The sequence below is a fragment of the Halomonas mongoliensis genome, assembly GCF_052496345.1.
Genome location: NZ_CP199288.1, coordinates 612,092 through 630,115, shown reverse-complemented (window position 1 = coordinate 630,115; position 18,024 = coordinate 612,092). Strand labels below are relative to the sequence as shown.

Sequence of the window (18,024 nt, the reverse complement as noted above, 5' to 3'; positions counted from 1 at the left end):
ACTCACGATGTCGGCTAATGAACCGGATGCCCCGAGCATCATTCCGCTCAACCTCATGCTCGGCCTGGCCGCGCTGGTCGTGATCGTGGCCGGCATGAAGGCCGGTGCGAGCCTGCTGGTACCGATGCTGCTGGCCATTTTCATCGCGGTGGTCTGTACCGCGCCGATCCAGTGGCTCAACCGGCTGGGGCTTGGCCTGCGGGCGGCCGTGTGGCTGACCCTGGTGGTGATCGGGGTGCTCTTCTCGCTGGTGGGCCTGCTGCTGGTCAACAGCTTCGGCACCTTCACGGAGGCGCTGCCGGGCATCGAGGAGAAGCTGCAGGCCTACTATGTCGGGCTGCTGGATGGCCTGGCGAACCTGGGGCTAGCCATCGACCCGGACCGGCTGGCCGGTCTGCTGGACGTCGAGGAGCTGGGCGGCTGGATCCCCACCCTGCTCGGCGAGATCGGCAACCTGCTGGTGCAGAGCACCATCGTGGGCCTGCTGGTGCTGTTCATGCTGTTCGAGATGCTGCACTTTCGCGACAAGGTCTCCCGCGCCCTGGCCAACCCGGCGCCTAGCCTTCAGCGCTTCAGCGAGTTCAGCCAGACCCTCAAGCGCTACCTGGCCGTCAAGACTCTGATCAGCCTGGTCACAGGCGCTCTGGTGTGGGTGGCCTGCCTGCTGGTCGGGGTCGATTTTCCTTTCCTGTGGGCGGTGCTGGCCTTCGCGCTCAACTTCATTCCCAATATCGGCTCGGCCATCGCGGCGATTCCCCCGGTGCTGCTGCTGCTGGTCTCGCCGGAGGGCGGGCTGGTCGATGCCCTGCTGCTCTCCGCGGCCTACCTGGGGATCAACTTCCTGCTGGGCAATATCGTCGAACCAAGAGTGATGGGGCGCGCGCTGGGACTGTCGACCCTGGTAGCCTTCCTGTCGCTGGTGGTGTGGGGCTGGATCTTCGGCACGGTGGGCATGCTGCTCTCGGTGGTGCTGACCATGACCCTGAAGATTGCCCTGGACAGCCATCCCCAGACCCGCTGGATCGCCCACCTGCTGGGCCCGGGCGATGCTGGGCATGGGGGCTCGCCCCAGCGTCCCCTGGCGGAGCGAGTGGCCGAGGAGAAGGAACGGCGCTCGGAGCCGCCCCCGGAGTGAGCGGTGTCGAATCGATGTTCTGTAAACGACAACGCCCCGGCCATTGGCCGGGGCGTTTCGCAGGAGTGAGCGCCGCGATCAGGCGTTCTGGTCGATGAACTGCGTCAGCTGGGACTTGGACTGGGCGCCCACCAGGGAGGCGACCTTGGTGCCGGACTTGAACAGCATGACGGTGGGAACACCGCGCACGCCCTGTTCGGCGGCGATCTCCGGGGCATCGTCCACGTTGATGCTGACGACCTTGAGGTTGCCGTTGCGCTCTTCGGCGACCTCGTCGACCACCGGCGCCATCACCTTGCAGGGACCGCACCAGGGCGCCCAGAACTTGAGCAGAACCGGGGTGTCGGCCTTGAGGACTTCCTGCTCGAAGTTGGCATTGGTGACATCGACGTTGTTGGCCATGGGGTTCTCCAGTTTCGTTGCGCTGCATCGAGCGTATTCATGGCGTGCCTCGGGCACGCCTGGCCGGACGATGTTAGCGGTCGGCCGCGGCGCTGGCAAATGGCGCCTTGGGGGCACTGGCCGATCCGCCCCTCTCTTGTATATACTCTAAAGAGCTTAGTAACATGTTTCTTATTTCTGTTTGGCATTGCCGGCGCCCGTCACGGGGCGGCTGCCAGGGAGTTTGCCGCCATGAAGCTGCAGCAGCTGCGCTATATCTGGGAAGTGACCCGCCACAACCTCAACGTCTCGGCCACCGCCCAGAGCCTCTACACCTCCCAGCCGGGAATCTCCAAGCAGATCCGCCTGCTGGAGGATGAGCTCGGCGTGGAGATCTTTGCCCGCAGCGGCAAACACCTGACCCGGGTCACGCCGGCAGGTCAGGCCATCGTCGAGCTGGCCGGCGAGGTGCTGCGCCTGACCGAGAACATCAAGGAGGTGGCCCAGGAGTTCAGCGACGAGCGCCGCGGCAGCCTCGCCATCGCCACCACCCACACCCAGGCGCGCTACGCGCTGCCGCCGGTGATTCGCGACTTTACCCGCCGCTACCCGGATGTGGCCCTGCATATGCAGCAGGGCACCCCCAAGCAGATCGCTCAGATGGTCAGCGACGGCCAGGCGGACTTTGCCATCGCCACCGAGTCCCTGGAGCTCTTCAACGACCTGGTGCTGCTGCCCTGCTACCGCTGGAACCGCTGCATCCTGGTGCCTCAGGGGCACCCCCTGGCCGATGAGCCGACGTTGACCCTCGAGGCCCTGGCGCGCCATCCGCTGGTCACCTATGTGTTCGGCTTCACCGGCCGCTCCCAGCTCGACGAGGCCTTCCGCGCCCGTGGGCTCGAGCCCAACGTGGTGCTGACCGCCTCAGATGCCGACGTGATCAAGACCTATGTGCGCTTGGGCATGGGGGTAGGCATCGTCGCCCATATGGCGGTGGACCCGGAGCAGGATAGCGACCTGGTGGCGCTGGACGCCGGGCATCTCTTCGAGAGCTCCACGACCAAGATCGGCATCCGCCGCGGCACCTTCATGCGCGGCTACATGTACGACTTCCTCAGGGGCTTTGCGCCGCACCTGGAGCGGGAGCTGGTAGACGCCGCCCTGGCGGCGGGGCCCCGCCACGAGGCGCCGCTCTTCGAGAAGATCGAGCTGCCGGTGCGCTAGCCGCGTTCGATACCGGCCTCCCGCCGCGGGGGCCGAAACGCCGAAGGGCGCCCTCAGGGGCGCCCTTCTACGTTAAGGGAGCGTCGTCCCGATCACGCCGGGCGGGTAGCCTGCGGCGAGGCGCCAGTCAGGTTGGTGGCGTGCAGGCCGCACTCCTTGCCGGCCTGCTCCTCCCACCACCAGCGTCCCTCGCGCTCGTGCTGGCCGGGCAGGGTGGGACGGGTGCAGGGCTCGCAGCCGATGCTGACGAAGCCGCGCTCATGCAGCGGGTTGTAGGGGACGTCGAACATGCGGATGTAGCTCCACACCTCCTCGCTCGACCAGTGGGTCAGGGGGTTGAGCTTGTAGAGGGGGCTCTCCTCGCTGCCGAAGGCGAGATCACGCTCGGCGATCTGCAGGCTGGAGCGGGTGCCGGGGCTCTGGTCCCGGCGCTGACCGGTGACCCACATCGGCAGGCCCGCCAGGCGCGCACGCAGCGGCGCTACCTTGCGGATGCCGCAGCACTCCTGGTGGCCATCCCGGAAGAAGCTGAACAGGCCCTTGGCCTGGACCAGGGCCTGCACCGCCTCGGGGTCGGGAAAGCGCACGTCGATGGCGATGCCGTAGTGCTCGCGCACCCGCTCGATAAAGGCGTAGGTCTCCGGATGCAGGCGGCCGGTATCCAGGGCGAAGACGTGCACGGACTCCTTTGGCGCCACCTTGAGCGCCAGGTCGATCAGCACCACGTCTTCGGCGCCGGAGAAGGAGAGCGTCAGCTCGCCGAAGGCCTGATAGGCGGCGCGCAGGATCTCCTTGGGGGTGTCCCGGTCGTGCTCCAGCACGAAACGGTTGGGGTCGAAGCTCGGCATGGGGCCTCCATCATGAAGTCGCTGCCCGCTACCCTACCAAGGGCAGGCGGCGGCGCCCCAATACCGATTTCTTGGGTTTATATGCCTCACTCCTCGCACGAGCAGTCGGCCAGCGCCGCCATCAGGTGGCCGATCTTGTCCAGGGTCTCCTGATACTCTGCCTCGCCCTCGGAGTCGGCCACCAGGCCGCCGCCGCCCCAGAGGTGAAGCCGGCCGGCATCGGCCACTGCGGTGCGGATGGCGATGGAGGTATCCATGCGGCCGCGCACATCCACATAGCCGAGGCTGCCGCAGTAGGCGCTGCGCCGGCTAGGCTCCAGCTCCTCGATGATCTGCATGGCGCGCACCTTGGGGGCGCCGGTGATGGAGCCGCCGGGAAAGGCGGCGGCGAGCAGCTCAAGGGGCGTGCGCCCCGGAGCCAGCTCACCGGTGACCACGCTGACCAGGTGGTGGACGTTGGCATAGTGCTCCAGGCCGCAGAGCTTGGGAACCCGGACGCTGCCCGGACGGCAGACGCGCCCCAGATCGTTGCGCAGCAGGTCGACGATCATCACGTTCTCGGCGCGGTCCTTGAGGCTGGCGGCGAGCTCGTCGGCCAGGGCCTGGTCCTCGACGGGGGAGGCCCCTCGGGGGCGAGTGCCCTTGATGGGGCGTGTCTCCACCTGGCCGTCGCGGCACTCGAGGAAGCGCTCCGGCGAGAGCGAGAGGAGCGCCTGCTCCCCCTGGGGGCCTGGCCAGCTCATGTAGCCGGCATAGGGGGTGGGCGTGGCGCTTCGCAGGTGCCGGTAGGCGTCCCAGAGATCGCCGGCATAGGGGGCGCTGAAGCGCTGGGCGAGGTTGATCTGGTAGCAGTCGCCGGCGCGGATATAGCGCTGTACCGCCGCGAACCGCTCCAGGTAGGCCTCCCGGGAGAGCTCGCCGGCGAAGGGGGCGCTGAGCCGAAACTCGCGGCTGGCGGGGATAGAGGCCGCCAGCCAGTCGAGTACCTGGCGCCGCCGCTCGGCGGTCGCGACCAGCCAGGCCTCGCGGCGGTCATGATCCTGGATCAGCGCCCAGTCGTAGAGGCCGACGCGGCTCGCCGGCAGCGACACCGCCGGCCGGGCGCGCTTGCCCACCGGCTCCAGCAGCCGGCCCAGATCATAGCTCCAGTAGCCGATCAGCCCCCCGAGGAAGGGCAGCTCGCTTTCCTGGCTGGCCAGGGGCAGGCGGTCGAGCAGCGCCTGCTGGGCGGCGAAGGGGGAGAGCCCGGCCAGCTCGGGGGCGCCGGTGACGGCGCCCCGCTCATCGATCTCCAGGGTCACCAGGGGGTCGCTGGAGAGAATGTCGAAGCGGCCGCCGGGCGCCTCCGGGCGGCCGCTGTCCAGCAGCACTGCGCCGGGCCGCTGGCGCAGGCGGGAGAAGCGCGGCAGGGGCGTCTCATGGTAGGGCAGGGGAGTGATCTGAAGGGGTGCGTTCATGACCGGGCCTTGCGAAAACAGGCGGACCATTCTAGGCCCCGCCGGGGCGATTGTCCTCAGGAGAGCCGAGGCGCCGGCCATGATATTGTCGACATCTGCAGAAGCGTTCGCCGGGTTGTCTACAACCAAAGGGGGATAGGCTGGGCGTTTCTGCGTATTGACCCCATTATGGGGAGTGGCTACTCTCTCTTCACCAAATGATTGTCGACAATTGCCATGAACTCAGCCGAAACCGAAACGTCGATCCCGGAAGTGCGTACCCTGGCGGAGCGCGTCTTCCAGCAGCTCCAGGATGCGATCGTACGCGGCGAGCTGGCTCCGGGCAGCAAGATCACCGAGCCGGGCCTCTCCCGGACCTACGGGATCTCCCGCGGGCCGCTGCGCGAAGCGATGCGTCGCCTGGAGGCGCACCGCCTGATCGAACGGGTTCCCCATGTGGGCGCCCGGGTGGTCAAGCTCTCCATGCAGGAGCTGCTGGAGCTGTTCGACGTGCGCGAGGCCCTGGAGAGCATGGCGGCGCGACTGGCGGCGAAGCACATGACCGCCGAGGAGATTGCCGGGCTGCGCAAGCTGCTGGCCATGCATGAAGGCCAGGCCGACCTCAGGAAGGGCGAGGCCTACTTCCAGCGCGAGGGCGACCTGGACTTCCACTACCGTATCGTCCAGGGCAGCCATAACCGCATGCTGGTGAACATGCTCTGCGATGACCTTTATTACCTGGTGCGGCTCTACCGCACCCAGTTCAGCGCCAGCGGCTCGCGTCCCCAGCGCGCCTTCGTCGAGCATCACCGGATCGTTGACGCCATCGAGGCCGGCGATGCTGAGCTGGCCGAGCTGCTGATGCGCCGCCACGTCAGCGCCTCGCGGGCCAATGTCGTCGACCGCTATGCGGCCACGCTGCGCCAGCAGGCCGAGACGACATCCTGACCCGAACCGACCCTTTCAGGCCCGAACACCACAGGAGAGACCCCATGACCCAGCAGACTCCCGGCGCCCGCTTCCGTGCCGCCCTCGAGGCCAACCGCCCGCTGTCCATCGTCGGCACCATCAATGCCTACACCGCCATGATGGCCCAGCGCGTCGGCCACCAGGCGATCTATCTCTCCGGCGGCGGCGTGGCCAACGCCTCCTTCGGCCTGCCGGACCTCGGCATGACTACCATGAACGACGTGGTCGAGGACGCCCACCGCATCTGCGGCGCTACCGACCTGCCGCTGCTGGTGGATATCGACACCGGCTGGGGCGGCGCCTTCAATATCGCCCGCACCGTCAAGGAGATGCAGCGCGCGGGCGTGGCCGCCGTGCACATCGAAGACCAGGTCGCCCAGAAGCGCTGCGGCCACCGCCCCAACAAGGCCATCGTCTCCCAGCAGGAGATGGTCGACCGTGTCAAGGCCGCCGCCGATGCCCGCATCGATCCTGACTTCTACCTGATCGCCCGCACCGACGCCTTCCAGAAGGACGGGCTGGATGCCGCCATCGAGCGTGCCCAGGCCTGCATCGCGGCCGGCGCCGACGCCATCTTCGCCGAGGCGGTGCACACCCTGGACGACTACAAGGCGTTCTGCGAGCGCGTTGACGCGCCGATCCTGGCCAATATCACCGAGTTCGGCGCCACGCCGCTGTTCTCACAGCAGGAGCTGGGCGAGGTGGGCTGCCGCATGGTGCTCTACCCGCTCTCCGCCTTCCGGGCCATGAACGCCGCGGCGCTCAAGGTCTACCAGAGCATCCACGCCAACGGCCACCAGCGCGACGTGGTGGAGCTGATGCAGACCCGCGACGAGCTCTACGACTTCCTGAACTACCACAGCTTCGAGCAGAAGCTCGATGCGCTCTTCGCCGAGAAGGGCGGCGACGCCTGAGGCGCGCCCCCCTACGCTATTACGGATACCTTCAAGAGGAGAGAGATCATGGCAGATAAACCCATCGGCGGCGCCGGCCTGCGTGGCCAGAGTGCAGGTACTACCGCCCTGTGCACCGTGGGCAAGACCGGCTCCGGCCTGACCTACCGTGGCTTCGACATCAAGGAGCTGGCGGAGAAGGCGAAGTTCGAGGAGGTGGCCTACCTGCTGCTCAAGGGCAAGCTGCCCAACCAGGCCGAGCTCGACGCCTACATCGCCAAGCTCAAGGGCCTGCGCGGCCTGCCCGCGGCGCTCAAGACCGTGCTCGAGCAGATCCCCAAGGATGCCCACCCCATGGACGTGATGCGCACCGGCGCCTCCATGCTGGGCAACCTGGAGACCGAGCAGAGCTTCGACGAGCAGCAGGACGTCTCCGACCGCCTGCTGGCCGTGCTGCCCTCCATCATCTGCTACTGGTACCGCTTCAGCCATGACGGCGTGCGTATCGAGACCGAGACCGATGACGAGTCCATCGGCGGCCACTTCCTGCACATGCTGCGCGGCGAGCCGGCCTCCGAGCTCCACGCCCGTGTCATGAACGTCTCGCTGATCCTCTACGCCGAGCACGAGTTCAACGCCTCGACCTTCACCGCGCGGGTCTGCGCCTCGACCCTCTCCGACATGCACTCCTGCGTGACCGGCGCCATCGGCTCCCTGCGCGGGCCGCTGCACGGCGGCGCCAACGAGGCGGCCATGGAGATGATCGAGAACTGGACCTCCGCCGACGAGGCCGAGCGCGAGATCATGGGCATGCTCGAGCGCAAGGAGAAGATCATGGGCTTCGGCCACGCGATCTATCGCGAGTCCGACCCGCGCAACGCCATCATCAAGGAGTGGTCGAAGAAGCTGGCCGAGGACGTGGGCGACACCGTCCTCTACCCGGTCTCCGAGCGCGTCGAGGCGGTGATGTGGCGCGAGAAGAAGCTGTTCTGCAACGCCGACTTCTTCCACGCCAGCGCCTATCACTTCATGGACATTCCCACCAAGCTGTTCACGCCCATCTTCGTGATGTCGCGGGTGACCGGCTGGGCGGCCCATGTCTTCGAGCAGCGCGCCAACAACCGCATCATCCGCCCGAGCGCCGACTACGTGGGCCCGGAGAAGAGCGAGTGGGTGCCCATCGAGCAGCGCGACTGATCGATCGGTCTCCCGGGACGACCCTCAGGGGTCGTCCCTTCCCGCGCTTCCTCGCCTCGCCCCCACCGTCAGCAAGAGACTCCCGACGCCATGAATACCGAATATCGTAAACCGCTTCCCGGCACCGAGCTGGACTACTTCGACGTGCGTGCGGCCGTCGAGGAGATCCAGCCCGGTGCCTACGACACCCTTCCCTACACCTCCCGGGTGCTCGCCGAGCAGCTGGTGCGTCGCTGTGAGCCGGAGCAGCTCACCGATGCCCTCAAGCAGCTGATCGAGCGCCGCCGCGACCTGGACTTCCCCTGGTACCCGGCCCGGGTGGTGTGTCACGACATCCTCGGCCAGACGGCGCTTGTCGACCTGGCCGGCCTGCGCGACGCCATCGCCGAGCAGGGCGGCGACCCCGCCAAGGTCAACCCGGTGGTGCCGACCCAGCTGATCGTCGACCACTCCCTGGCCGTGGAGCACGCCGGCTTCGAGCCGGACGCCTTCGAGAAGAACCGCGCCATCGAGGATCGTCGCAACGAGGATCGCTTTCACTTCATCGAGTGGACCAAGACCGCCTTCGAGAACGTTGACGTCATCCCCGCCGGCAACGGCATCATGCACCAGATCAACCTGGAGAAGATGTCGCCGGTGGTCCAGGCACGCGACGGCGTGGCCTTCCCCGACACCTGCGTGGGCACCGACAGCCACACCCCGCACATCGACTGCCTGGGGGTCATCGCCATCGGCGTCGGTGGCCTCGAAGCCGAGACCGTGATGCTGGGCCGCCCCTCCATGATGCGCCTGCCCGACATCGTCGGCGTGGAGCTGACCGGCAAGCCCAAGCCCGGTATCACCGCCACCGATATCGTGCTGGCGATCACCGAGTTCCTGCGCAAGGAGCGCGTGGTCGGCGCCTACCTGGAGTTCTACGGCGAGGGCGCCAAGAGCCTGACCATCGGCGACCGTGCCACCATCTCCAACATGACCCCGGAGTATGGCGCCACCGCGGCGATGTTCTACATCGACGAGCAGACCATCGACTACCTGACGCTCACCGGCCGCGAGCCGGAGCAGGTCGAGCTGGTGGAGAAGTACGCCAAGCAGACCGGCCTGTGGGCCGACAGCCTGACCAATGCCCAGTACGAGCGGGTGCTGACCTTCGACCTCTCCAGCGTCGAGCGCAACCTGGCTGGCCCCTCCAACCCGCACCGTCGCCTGCCCACCAGTGCCCTGCATGAGCGCGGCATCGCCGTGAACTACGAGAAGGCGCAGGCGGAGGAGAAGGAGGGCAGGATGCCCGATGGCGCGGTGATCATCGCCGCCATCACCAGCTGCACCAACACCTCCAACCCGCGCAACGTGGTGGGGGCGGGCCTCTTGGCCAAGAAAGCCAACGAGCTCGGTCTGGTCCGCAAGCCCTGGGTGAAGTCCTCCTTTGCCCCGGGGTCCAAGGTCGCGCGGCTCTACCTGGAAGAGGCCGGCCTGCTGCCGGAGCTGGAGAAGCTCGGCTTCGGCATCGTCGCCTACGCCTGCACCACCTGTAACGGCATGTCCGGGGCGCTGGACCCGAAGATCCAGCAGGAGATCATCGACCGCGACCTCTACGCCACCGCCGTGCTCTCCGGCAACCGCAACTTCGACGGCCGCATCCACCCCTACGCCAAGCAGGCCTTCCTGGCCTCGCCGGCGCTGGTGGTAGCCTACGCCATCGCCGGTACCGTGCGCTTCGACATCGAGAAGGATGTGCTCGGCACCGACAAGGACGGCAACCCGATCACGCTCAAGGACCTCTGGCCCTCCGACGAAGAGATCGATGCCATCGTCGGCGAGTATGTGAAGCCGGAGCAGTTTAAGCAGGTCTACATTCCGATGTTCGACCTGGACGCCTTCGAGAAGGCCGAGAGCCCGCTCTATGACTGGCGCCCCCAGAGCACCTACATTCGCCGTCCGCCCTACTGGGAGGGCACCATGGCGGCTGCGCGGGAGCTCAAGGGCATGCGCCCCCTGGCGATCCTGCCGGACAATATCACCACCGACCACCTGTCGCCTTCCAATGCCATCATGATGGACAGCGCGGCGGGCGAATACCTGCACAAGATGGGCCTGCCGGAGGAGGACTTCAACTCCTACGCCACCCACCGCGGCGACCATCTCACCGCCCAGCGGGCAACCCTTGCCAACCCCAAGCTCTTCAACGAGATGGTGCGTGACGAGAAGGGCGAGGTGGTGCAGGGCTCGCTGGCGCGGGTCGAGCCGGAAGGCGAGGTGATGCGCATGTGGGAAGCCATCGAGACCTACATGAACCGCAAGCAGCCGCTGATCATCATCGCCGGTGCCGACTACGGCCAGGGCTCGTCCCGTGACTGGGCGGCCAAGGGCGTGGCGCTCGCCGGGGTCGAGGCGATCGTGGCCGAGGGCTTCGAGCGTATCCACCGCACCAATCTGATCGGCATGGGCGTGATGCCGCTGCAGTTCCAGGAGGGCACTACCCGCCACACCCTGCAGCTCGACGGCACCGAGACCTATGACGTCGAGGGCGAGGCGGCGCCGGGCGCGACCCTGGAGCTTGTCATCCACCGCAAGACCGGCGAGGTCGACCGGGTGCCGGTGACCTGCCGCCTGGATACCGCGGAAGAGGTCACCGTCTACTCCGCCGGTGGCGTGCTGCAGCGCTTTGCCAAGGACTTCCTGGAGTCCTCGGCCGAAGCGGTCAGCTGACGCCGGGCAAACGCCTGACGATGTAGAGCCCCATCGACCCGGCGCCGCAAGGCCCGGGTCGATCTTTACTCCCCTTACCTATCAAGGAAGCGACCTTCATGGCTCACGTTCCCCAGATTCGTATTCCCGCCACCTATATGCGCGGTGGCACCAGCAAGGGCGTCTTCTTTCGGCTCGACGACCTCCCCGAGGCGGCGCAGGTGCCCGGCGAGGCCCGGGACCGCCTTCTGATGCGGGTGATCGGCAGCCCCGACCCTTACCAGAAGCAGATCGACGGCATGGGCGGCGCTACCTCCAGCACCAGCAAGACGGTGATTCTCTCCAGGAGCGAGAGCCCCGACCACGACGTGGACTACCTGTTCGGCCAGGTGGCCATCGACAAGGCCTTCGTCGACTGGAGCGGCAACTGCGGCAACCTCTCCGCCGCCGTGGGCCCCTTTGCGGTGGCCAACGGCCTGGTGGACCCGGCGCGCATCCCGGAGAACGGCGTGGTCGAGGTGCGTATCTGGCAGGTCAATATCGGCAAGACCATCGTCTGTCAGGTGCCCATCACCGACGGCGAGGTGCAGGAGACCGGCGACTTCGAGCTCGACGGCGTGACCTTCCCGGCGGCCGAGGTGCCGGTGGCCTTCAAGGACCCCGCCGACGGCGAGGGGGCGATCTTCCCCACCGGAAACCTGGTGGATGACCTGGAAGTGCCGGGCGTGGGCACCCTCAAGGCCACCCTGATCAACGCCGGCATTCCCACCGTCTTCGTCAACGCGGATGAGATCGGCTACACCGGCGCCGAGCTGCAGGAGGCGATCAACGGCGACGCCGAGGCGCTGGCGCGCTTCGAGACGATTCGCGCCCACGGTGCGGTGAAGATGGGGCTGATCCAGGACGTGGCCGAGGCGGCCAGCCGCCAGCACACCCCCAAGGTGGCCTTCGTGGCGCCTCCGGCGAGCTATACCTCTTCTAGCGGCAAGGAGGTGAAGGCCGAGTCCATCGACCTGCTGGTGCGGGCGCTCTCCATGGGCAAGCTGCACCACGCCATGATGGGCACCGCCGCGGTGGCGATCGCCTCGGCGGCCGCCATCGAGGGCACCCTGGTCAACCTGGCCGCCGGCGGCGGCAAGCGCAATGCCGTCACCTTCGGCCACCCCTCCGGCTCGCTGCGCGTCGGCGCCGAGGCGAGCCTGGTGGACGAGCGCTGGGTGATCGACGAGGCGGTGATGAGCCGCAGCGCTCGGGTGCTGATGGAGGGCTTCGTGCGCATTCCCGGCGACAGCTTCTGAAGCTGTCCCCACCTTGGGGAGCGCCGAGTGAACAGAGGCGCCCCTGGCCAGACGGCCGGGGGCGCCTTGCTTCATGGCGCGGACACTCTTCTACACTGGGGGTAGCCAATGCCGATGCCGAAGGAGAGCGAGATGAGTACCGTGGAAGCCAATGTGCGTCCGGACTACGACGCCGAGCTGCAGAAGATCGCCGACTATGTGCTCGGCTACCGCATCGACAGCCCGGAGGCGTGGAACACCGCACGGCTCTGCCTGATGGATACCCTGGGCTGCGGTCTGCTGGCGCTGCGCTTTCCGGAGTGCACCAAGCACCTGGGTCCCTTGGTGGAGGGTACCCTGGTGCCCCACGGCGCCAGGGTGCCCGGCACCGCCTATCGCCTGGACCCGGTCAAGGCCGCCTGGGATATCGGCTGCATCGTGCGCTGGCTCGACTACAACGACACCTGGCTTGCCGCCGAGTGGGGCCACCCGTCGGATAACCTGGGGGCCATACTGGCGGTGGCCGACCACCTCTCCCAGAGGCGGGTCGCCGAAGGGGAGGCGCCGCTTGCGATGCGCGACGTGCTCGAGGCGATGATCATGGCCCACGAGATCCAGGGGGTGTTGGCCCTGGAGAACAGCTTCAACCGGGTGGGGCTCGACCATGTGGTGCTGGTCAAGGTGGCCTCCACGGCGGTGGCGGCCAGGCTGCTGGGCGCCGATCGCGAGCAGCTGCTCTCCGCGCTCTCCCATGCCTGGGTCGACGGCCAGAGCCTGCGCACCTATCGCCATGCGCCCAACGCCGGCTCGCGCAAGAGCTGGGCCGCCGGGGATGCTGCCTCCCGGGCGGTACGCCTGGCCGATATCGCCCTGCGCGGCGAAATGGGCGTGCCCGGGGCGCTCACCGCGCCCCAGTGGGGCTTCTACGATGTGCTGTTCAGCCATACCAATCGCGACCTCGCCACCAAGCCCGAGGCGGAGCGGCGTTTCCGCTTCCAGCGCGACTTCGGCAGCTATGTGATGGAGAACATCCTCTTCAAGCTCTCCTTCCCGGCGGAGTTCCACGCCCAGACCGCCTGCGAGGCCGCCGTGACCCTGCACCCGGCAGTGAAGGGGCGCCTGGACGAGGTCGAACGCATCGTTATCACCACCCACGAGTCGGCGATTCGCATCATCTCCAAGGAAGGGGCGCTGGCCAATCCGGCGGATCGCGACCACTGCCTGCAGTACATGGTGGCCGTGCCGCTGCTCTTCGGTGAGCTGGCCGCCGAGCACTACGAGGACGACTTCCATGCGGCCCACCCCGAGATCGACGCCCTGCGGGCGAAGATGGAGGTGGTGGAGGAGCCCCGCTACAGCCGCGACTACCTGGACCCCGAGAAGCGCTCCATCGCCAATGCCATCCAGGTCTTTTTCACCGATGGCACCTCGACCGACCAGGTCGCCGTGGAGTACCCCATCGGTCATCGGCGCCGGCGCGAGGAGGGCGTGCCGGCACTGGAGGAGAAGTTTCGTCGTAACCTGGAGACCTGCTTCCCGCGGCCGCGCAGCGCCGGGATCCTGGCGCTATGCCGCGACCAGCAGGCCCTCGAGGCGATGCCGGTTCATCGTTTCATGGGGCTGCTGACGCTCTGATCGCACCGGGCTGGCCATGATCTTGACGCCGGTCATGGCCGGGTCCGGCATCCTCCGCTATATTTTCTCTCGAGGGGCTCCCTATGCGTCAACGTAGTTGTCACCCAAACGGATTGAGAGGTGATCAACGTGCGTTACCCCGCAGAACGTAAGGAAGCCATCCTCAAGAAGATGGCACCGCCCATGAGCATGACCATCCCGGAACTGGCCGAGCAGGAAGGCATCACCGCGACAACCCTCTACAATTGGCGGAAACAGGCCAGAGCACGAGGACAGGTTTTGCCATCACGTTCTACCCAGCCAGATCAGTGGACTAGCCAGGAGAAGTTCCAGATCGTCCTGGAGACAGCTCCGATGAACGAGGCTGAAGTCAGCGCCTACTGCCGCGAGCGCGGGCTCTATCCCGAGCAGGTGGAGGCCTGGCGGGATGCCTGCATGAACGCCAACGACGATGCGGCAGCGCAGGCCAAGCAGCTTCGCCAGGCGCGTAAGGCGGAGCAGAAGCGGCTCCGTAAGCTGGAGCGCGAGCTACACCGCAAGGACAAGGCCCTGGCCGAGACGGCGGCGCTGTTGGCCCTGTCAAAAAAGGCCGAGGCGATCTGGGGCACGACCAACGACGAGGACGACTGACCAGCCTCCCGGATCGCCAGCGTATCGTGACTCTGGTGCAAGACGCCCAGCGTGACGGTGCTCGGCTGGCCAAGGCCTGTCAGGTGATGGGCATCAATGTGCGAACCTATTACCGCTGGGTCGCGGAAGGCGAAGTGACGGCGGATCGCCGCCCCGACGCCGACCGCCCAGAACCGGCCAACAAGCTGTCGCCCGAGGAACGAGAGGCGATTGTGGTGCTGTGCAACGCCCCGGAGTATCGGAGCCGCCCGCCGGCCTTCATCGTGGCCGACCAGGCGGACAAGGGCCGCTACCTGGCTTCTGAGTCGACGATGTACCGAGTGCTTCATGAATATGACCAGCAACACCACCGGGGCCGACAGCAGGCCCCACAGCGCAAGCGACCGCCGACCACGCACCAGGCCACGGCACCAAACCGGCTTTGGTGCTGGGATATCAGCTGGTTACCGGGCCCTGCACGCGGTACCTGGTGGTACCTGTACCTGATCATGGACGTCTTCAGCCGCAAGATCGTTGGGCACGAGGTCTATGAAGCCGAGACCGGCGAGCTGGCCGCCGAGCTGATCCAGAAGGCCTGCTGGCGCGAGCACCTCACCGATCGTCACAAGCCTTTGATTCTGCACTCAGATAACGGCAGCCCGATGAAGGCGGCGACCTTCCTGGAGAAGCTCTACGACCTGGGCATCACCCCGTCGTACAGCCGACCAAAGGTCAGCAACGACAACGCCTTCGCCGAGTCGGCCTTCAAGACGCTGAAGTACCGGCCGGGCTTCCCCATCGACGGGTTCGCCACCCTGACTGAGGCTCAGGAGTGGGTCCAGCAATTCACCGAGTGGTATAACCACGAGCATCGGCACAGCGCCCTTCGCTACATCACGCCGAGCCAGCGTCATAACGGCGAGGCCAAAGGCATCCTGGCGCAGCGCCGGGAGGTCTTCGAGGCGGCGAAGCAACGTCACCCGGAGCGCTGGTCGGGTGACATCCGGAAACTCAGCCTGCCAGAGATAGTGCACCTGAATCCCGAGCGGGATCCGGTGCCACAGGCAGCAGGGCTTTAAAGAGCCAGAACCATTTTATATGCCAACTATGTTGACAGACTCCGGGCTTGCAAGGCCCCGGGGAAAACCGTAAAGTACGCATCCGCTGCCGGTGACCAGCAAGGTTGCAGGCGGTAATAAGTGGAAAAAGTGATTGATCTGTCTGAGTTTTTTGAAACGCTTCGAAAAACTTTCAGTTGACAATCACCGCAGATTCGCTAGAATGTGCGCCACTGGATTCGCAGTCGCCTCGGCAGGATGAGGCGGGCAGTCAACGGAAATCGGTCGGGATGCAGCGCATCGCCAACCACCGCTTGACACGCTGAAGCGAATCGGTAGAATACACCTTCCTCGCAGGGCGCTGACGACAGGCGGAGAGCTCAAGAGAGCCTGCTCCGGTCGACAGCACAGCGAGACGCTTCACTCCACAAGGTTCGCCCAAGAGTTCGAAGCCGCTCTTTAACAATCGATCAGGTAATTCATGTGGGCGCTTGTCGATGAGTTCGGTGACCAGTCACAGAACCATCAAGGCAAGCGACTCGTCAAGACCTTCGGGTCTTTTGAGAAACGTTTGAACCTTGAGCCAAGTTTGGTGCACTTAATGCACTATATGATCTTAAACTGAAGAGTTTGATCATGGCTCAGATTGAACGCTGGCGGCAGGCCTAACACATGCAAGTCGAGCGGAAACGATGGAAGCTTGCTTCCAGGCGTCGAGCGGCGGACGGGTGAGTAATGCATGGGAATCTGCCCGATAGTGGGGGATAACCTGGGGAAACCCAGGCTAATACCGCATACGTCCTACGGGAGAAAGCAGGGGATCTTCGGACCTTGCGCTATCGGATGAGCCCATGTCGGATTAGCTTGTTGGTGAGGTAATGGCTCACCAAGGCGACGATCCGTAGCTGGTCTGAGAGGATGATCAGCCACATCGGGACTGAGACACGGCCCGAACTCCTACGGGAGGCAGCAGTGGGGAATATTGGACAATGGGCGAAAGCCTGATCCAGCCATGCCGCGTGTGTGAAGAAGGCCCTCGGGTTGTAAAGCACTTTCAGTGGGGAAGAAAGCCTTGGGATTAATACTCCCGAGGAAGGACATCACCCACAGAAGAAGCACCGGCTAACTCCGTGCCAGCAGCCGCGGTAATACGGAGGGTGCGAGCGTTAATCGGAATTACTGGGCGTAAAGCGCGCGTAGGCGGTCTGATAAGCCGGTTGTGAAAGCCCCGGGCTCAACCTGGGAACGGCATCCGGAACTGTCAGGCTAGAGTGCAGGAGAGGAAGGTAGAATTCCCGGTGTAGCGGTGAAATGCGTAGAGATCGGGAGGAATACCAGTGGCGAAGGCGGCCTTCTGGACTGACACTGACGCTGAGGTGCGAAAGCGTGGGTAGCAAACAGGATTAGATACCCTGGTAGTCCACGCCGTAAACGATGTCGACTAGCCGTTGGGGTCCTTGAGACCTTTGTGGCGCAGTTAACGCGATAAGTCGACCGCCTGGGGAGTACGGCCGCAAGGTTAAAACTCAAATGAATTGACGGGGGCCCGCACAAGCGGTGGAGCATGTGGTTTAATTCGATGCAACGCGAAGAACCTTACCTACCCTTGACATCGAGAGAACTTGGCAGAGATGCCTTGGTGCCTTCGGGAACTCTCAGACAGGTGCTGCATGGCTGTCGTCAGCTCGTGTTGTGAAATGTTGGGTTAAGTCCCGTAACGAGCGCAACCCTTGTCCTTATTTGCCAGCGCGTAATGGCGGGAACTCTAAGGAGACTGCCGGTGACAAACCGGAGGAAGGTGGGGACGACGTCAAGTCATCATGGCCCTTACGGGTAGGGCTACACACGTGCTACAATGGACGGTACAAAGGGTTGCAAAGCCGCGAGGTGGAGCTAATCCCATAAAGCTGTTCTCAGTCCGGATCGGAGTCTGCAACTCGACTCCGTGAAGTCGGAATCGCTAGTAATCGTGAATCAGAATGTCACGGTGAATACGTTCCCGGGCCTTGTACACACCGCCCGTCACACCATGGGAGTGGACTGCACCAGAAGTGGTTAGCCTAACTTCGGAGGGCGATCACCACGGTGTGGTTCATGACTGGGGTGAAGTCGTAACAAGGTAGCCGTAGGGGAACCTGCGGCTGGATCACCTCCTTATCGACGACGTCACCGGCTCGCGACAAGTGCTCACAATGAATTACCTGATCGACCAGAGCAAAGACTGTTTGGGTCGCGGACCCAGTGGTTGGAAGCCGGGTCTGTAGCTCAGTTGGTTAGAGCGCACCCCTGATAAGGGTGAGGTCGGCAGTTCAAATCTGCCCAGACCCACCAAATTTTATCCAGTCCTGCGTTATTTTGTGACTCGCATAGCAGGCTATGCATCGCCACAAAATGCCTTGGCCTGAATAAAATTACCCAGAAGTATCGGGTATCAGTGGGGCCATAGCTCAGCTGGGAGAGCGCCTGCCTTGCACGCAGGAGGTCAGCGGTTCGATCCCGCTTGGCTCCACCATCGTCTCCCCTGCAACAGTCTTACCTGATCGGATCCGCAGTCCTAAGCCAGCATCTCAGCAAAAGATGTCAGGTTTATGACTGTCGATTGACAGTCGCTCTTTAACAATGTGAATCATGCTGACAAACGTTCCTTCTGGAGTGATCCAGAAGAAACAAGTGATAC

Annotated in this window: 12 protein-coding genes, 2 tRNA genes and 1 rRNA gene; 12 read left to right on the top strand and 3 right to left on the bottom strand. The window is 65.1% G+C overall.

The genetic code is table 11. The features are described 5' to 3' along the window. Positions 1 to 7: 7 nt before the first annotated feature. Positions 8 to 1,135 carry an AI-2E family transporter gene (locus ACRYRV_RS02915; protein WP_309637344.1) on the top strand — a complete coding sequence of 376 codons (1,128 nt, stop codon included), beginning with the start codon at positions 8 to 10 and terminating at the stop codon, positions 1,133 to 1,135. 78 nt (positions 1,136 to 1,213) lie between these two features. On the opposite strand, the gene trxA is transcribed toward ACRYRV_RS02915, so the two are convergent. After that, entirely contained in the window at positions 1,214 to 1,537 is a 324-nt protein-coding gene (gene trxA / locus ACRYRV_RS02910) for a thioredoxin (RefSeq protein WP_253450509.1), read from the bottom strand. Between the two features lie 231 nt (positions 1,538 to 1,768). Here trxA and cysB point away from each other — a divergent pair, with 231 nt between their 5' ends. Beyond that, positions 1,769 to 2,740 (top strand): HTH-type transcriptional regulator CysB, encoded by a 972-nt coding sequence (cysB, locus tag ACRYRV_RS02905; protein WP_309637345.1) that lies wholly within the window; start codon positions 1,769 to 1,771, stop codon positions 2,738 to 2,740. A gap of 92 nt (positions 2,741 to 2,832) precedes the next feature. Here the strand turns inward: cysB and ACRYRV_RS02900 are convergent, their stop codons facing one another. Together ACRYRV_RS02900 and pabB are read right to left on the bottom strand one after the other, a co-directional pair. After that, entirely contained in the window at positions 2,833 to 3,588 is a 756-nt protein-coding gene (locus ACRYRV_RS02900) for a phosphoadenylyl-sulfate reductase (protein ID WP_444986074.1), read from the bottom strand. Positions 3,589 to 3,674: 86 nt separating this feature from the next. Beyond that, positions 3,675 to 5,045 carry an aminodeoxychorismate synthase component I gene (gene pabB / locus ACRYRV_RS02895; RefSeq protein ID WP_444986076.1) on the bottom strand — a complete coding sequence of 457 codons (1,371 nt, stop codon included), beginning with the start codon at positions 5,043 to 5,045 and terminating at the stop codon, positions 3,675 to 3,677. Positions 5,046 to 5,261: 216 nt separating this feature from the next. Between pabB and ACRYRV_RS02890 the strand changes: the two genes are divergently transcribed. The 10 genes from ACRYRV_RS02890 to ACRYRV_RS02845 all read left to right on the top strand — a co-directional run bounded on the left by ACRYRV_RS02890 (position 5,262) and on the right by ACRYRV_RS02845 (position 17,859). After that, a complete protein-coding gene (locus ACRYRV_RS02890) occupies positions 5,262 to 5,972 on the top strand; it encodes a GntR family transcriptional regulator (protein WP_253450521.1) in 711 nt (236 codons plus the stop codon). 44 nt (positions 5,973 to 6,016) lie between these two features. Beyond that, on the top strand, positions 6,017 to 6,907 hold the full coding sequence (gene prpB, locus ACRYRV_RS02885) for a methylisocitrate lyase (RefSeq protein WP_253450524.1): 891 nt from the start codon (positions 6,017 to 6,019) through the stop codon (positions 6,905 to 6,907). A gap of 48 nt (positions 6,908 to 6,955) precedes the next feature. Further along, on the top strand, positions 6,956 to 8,083 hold the full coding sequence (prpC, locus tag ACRYRV_RS02880) for a bifunctional 2-methylcitrate synthase/citrate synthase (RefSeq protein WP_444986079.1): 1,128 nt from the start codon (positions 6,956 to 6,958) through the stop codon (positions 8,081 to 8,083). A gap of 90 nt (positions 8,084 to 8,173) precedes the next feature. Beyond that, positions 8,174 to 10,789, top strand: a complete 2,616-nt coding sequence (gene acnD, locus ACRYRV_RS02875; RefSeq protein ID WP_444986081.1) for a Fe/S-dependent 2-methylisocitrate dehydratase AcnD — start codon at positions 8,174 to 8,176, stop codon at positions 10,787 to 10,789. Between the two features lie 98 nt (positions 10,790 to 10,887). Then, positions 10,888 to 12,066, top strand: coding sequence for a 2-methylaconitate cis-trans isomerase PrpF (prpF, locus tag ACRYRV_RS02870; RefSeq protein WP_444986083.1), 1,179 nt, complete (start codon positions 10,888 to 10,890; stop codon positions 12,064 to 12,066). A 132-nt stretch (positions 12,067 to 12,198) separates the two neighbouring features. Further along, positions 12,199 to 13,680, top strand: a complete 1,482-nt coding sequence (locus ACRYRV_RS02865) for a bifunctional 2-methylcitrate dehydratase/aconitate hydratase (protein ID WP_444986085.1) — start codon at positions 12,199 to 12,201, stop codon at positions 13,678 to 13,680. 171 nt (positions 13,681 to 13,851) lie between these two features. Continuing rightward, a protein-coding gene (locus ACRYRV_RS02860) for an IS3 family transposase (protein WP_444986201.1) occupies positions 13,852 to 15,368 on the top strand; the annotation gives its coding sequence in 2 pieces (ribosomal slippage) (positions 13,852 to 14,286 and positions 14,289 to 15,368; 1,515 coding nt in all). A gap of 597 nt (positions 15,369 to 15,965) precedes the next feature. After that, positions 15,966 to 17,504: ribosomal RNA gene (locus ACRYRV_RS02855) — 16S ribosomal RNA — on the top strand. A gap of 97 nt (positions 17,505 to 17,601) precedes the next feature. Beyond that, positions 17,602 to 17,678, top strand: a tRNA-Ile gene (locus tag ACRYRV_RS02850). A 105-nt stretch (positions 17,679 to 17,783) separates the two neighbouring features. After that, a tRNA-Ala gene (locus ACRYRV_RS02845) sits at positions 17,784 to 17,859 on the top strand. Positions 17,860 to 18,024 lie beyond the last annotated feature (165 nt).

Excerpts from the sequence above, each read along its gene's own strand:
- ACRYRV_RS02865 (WP_444986085.1), top strand. The coding sequence starts at position 12,199 with ATGAGTACCGTGGAAGCCAATGTGCGTCCGGACTACGACGCCGAGCTG.
- trxA (WP_253450509.1), bottom strand. The coding sequence starts at position 1,537 with ATGGCCAACAACGTCGATGTCACCAATGCCAACTTCGAGCAGGAAGTC.
- ACRYRV_RS02890 (WP_253450521.1), top strand. The coding sequence starts at position 5,262 with ATGAACTCAGCCGAAACCGAAACGTCGATCCCGGAAGTGCGTACCCTG.
- prpC (WP_444986079.1), top strand. The coding sequence starts at position 6,956 with ATGGCAGATAAACCCATCGGCGGCGCCGGCCTGCGTGGCCAGAGTGCA.
- acnD (WP_444986081.1), top strand. The coding sequence starts at position 8,174 with ATGAATACCGAATATCGTAAACCGCTTCCCGGCACCGAGCTGGACTAC.
- ACRYRV_RS02915 (WP_309637344.1), top strand. The coding sequence starts at position 8 with ATGTCGGCTAATGAACCGGATGCCCCGAGCATCATTCCGCTCAACCTC.
- ACRYRV_RS02900 (WP_444986074.1), bottom strand. The coding sequence starts at position 3,588 with ATGCCGAGCTTCGACCCCAACCGTTTCGTGCTGGAGCACGACCGGGAC.
- prpB (WP_253450524.1), top strand. The coding sequence starts at position 6,017 with ATGACCCAGCAGACTCCCGGCGCCCGCTTCCGTGCCGCCCTCGAGGCC.
- prpF (WP_444986083.1), top strand. The coding sequence starts at position 10,888 with ATGGCTCACGTTCCCCAGATTCGTATTCCCGCCACCTATATGCGCGGT.
- cysB (WP_309637345.1), top strand. The coding sequence starts at position 1,769 with ATGAAGCTGCAGCAGCTGCGCTATATCTGGGAAGTGACCCGCCACAAC.
- pabB (WP_444986076.1), bottom strand. The coding sequence starts at position 5,045 with ATGAACGCACCCCTTCAGATCACTCCCCTGCCCTACCATGAGACGCCC.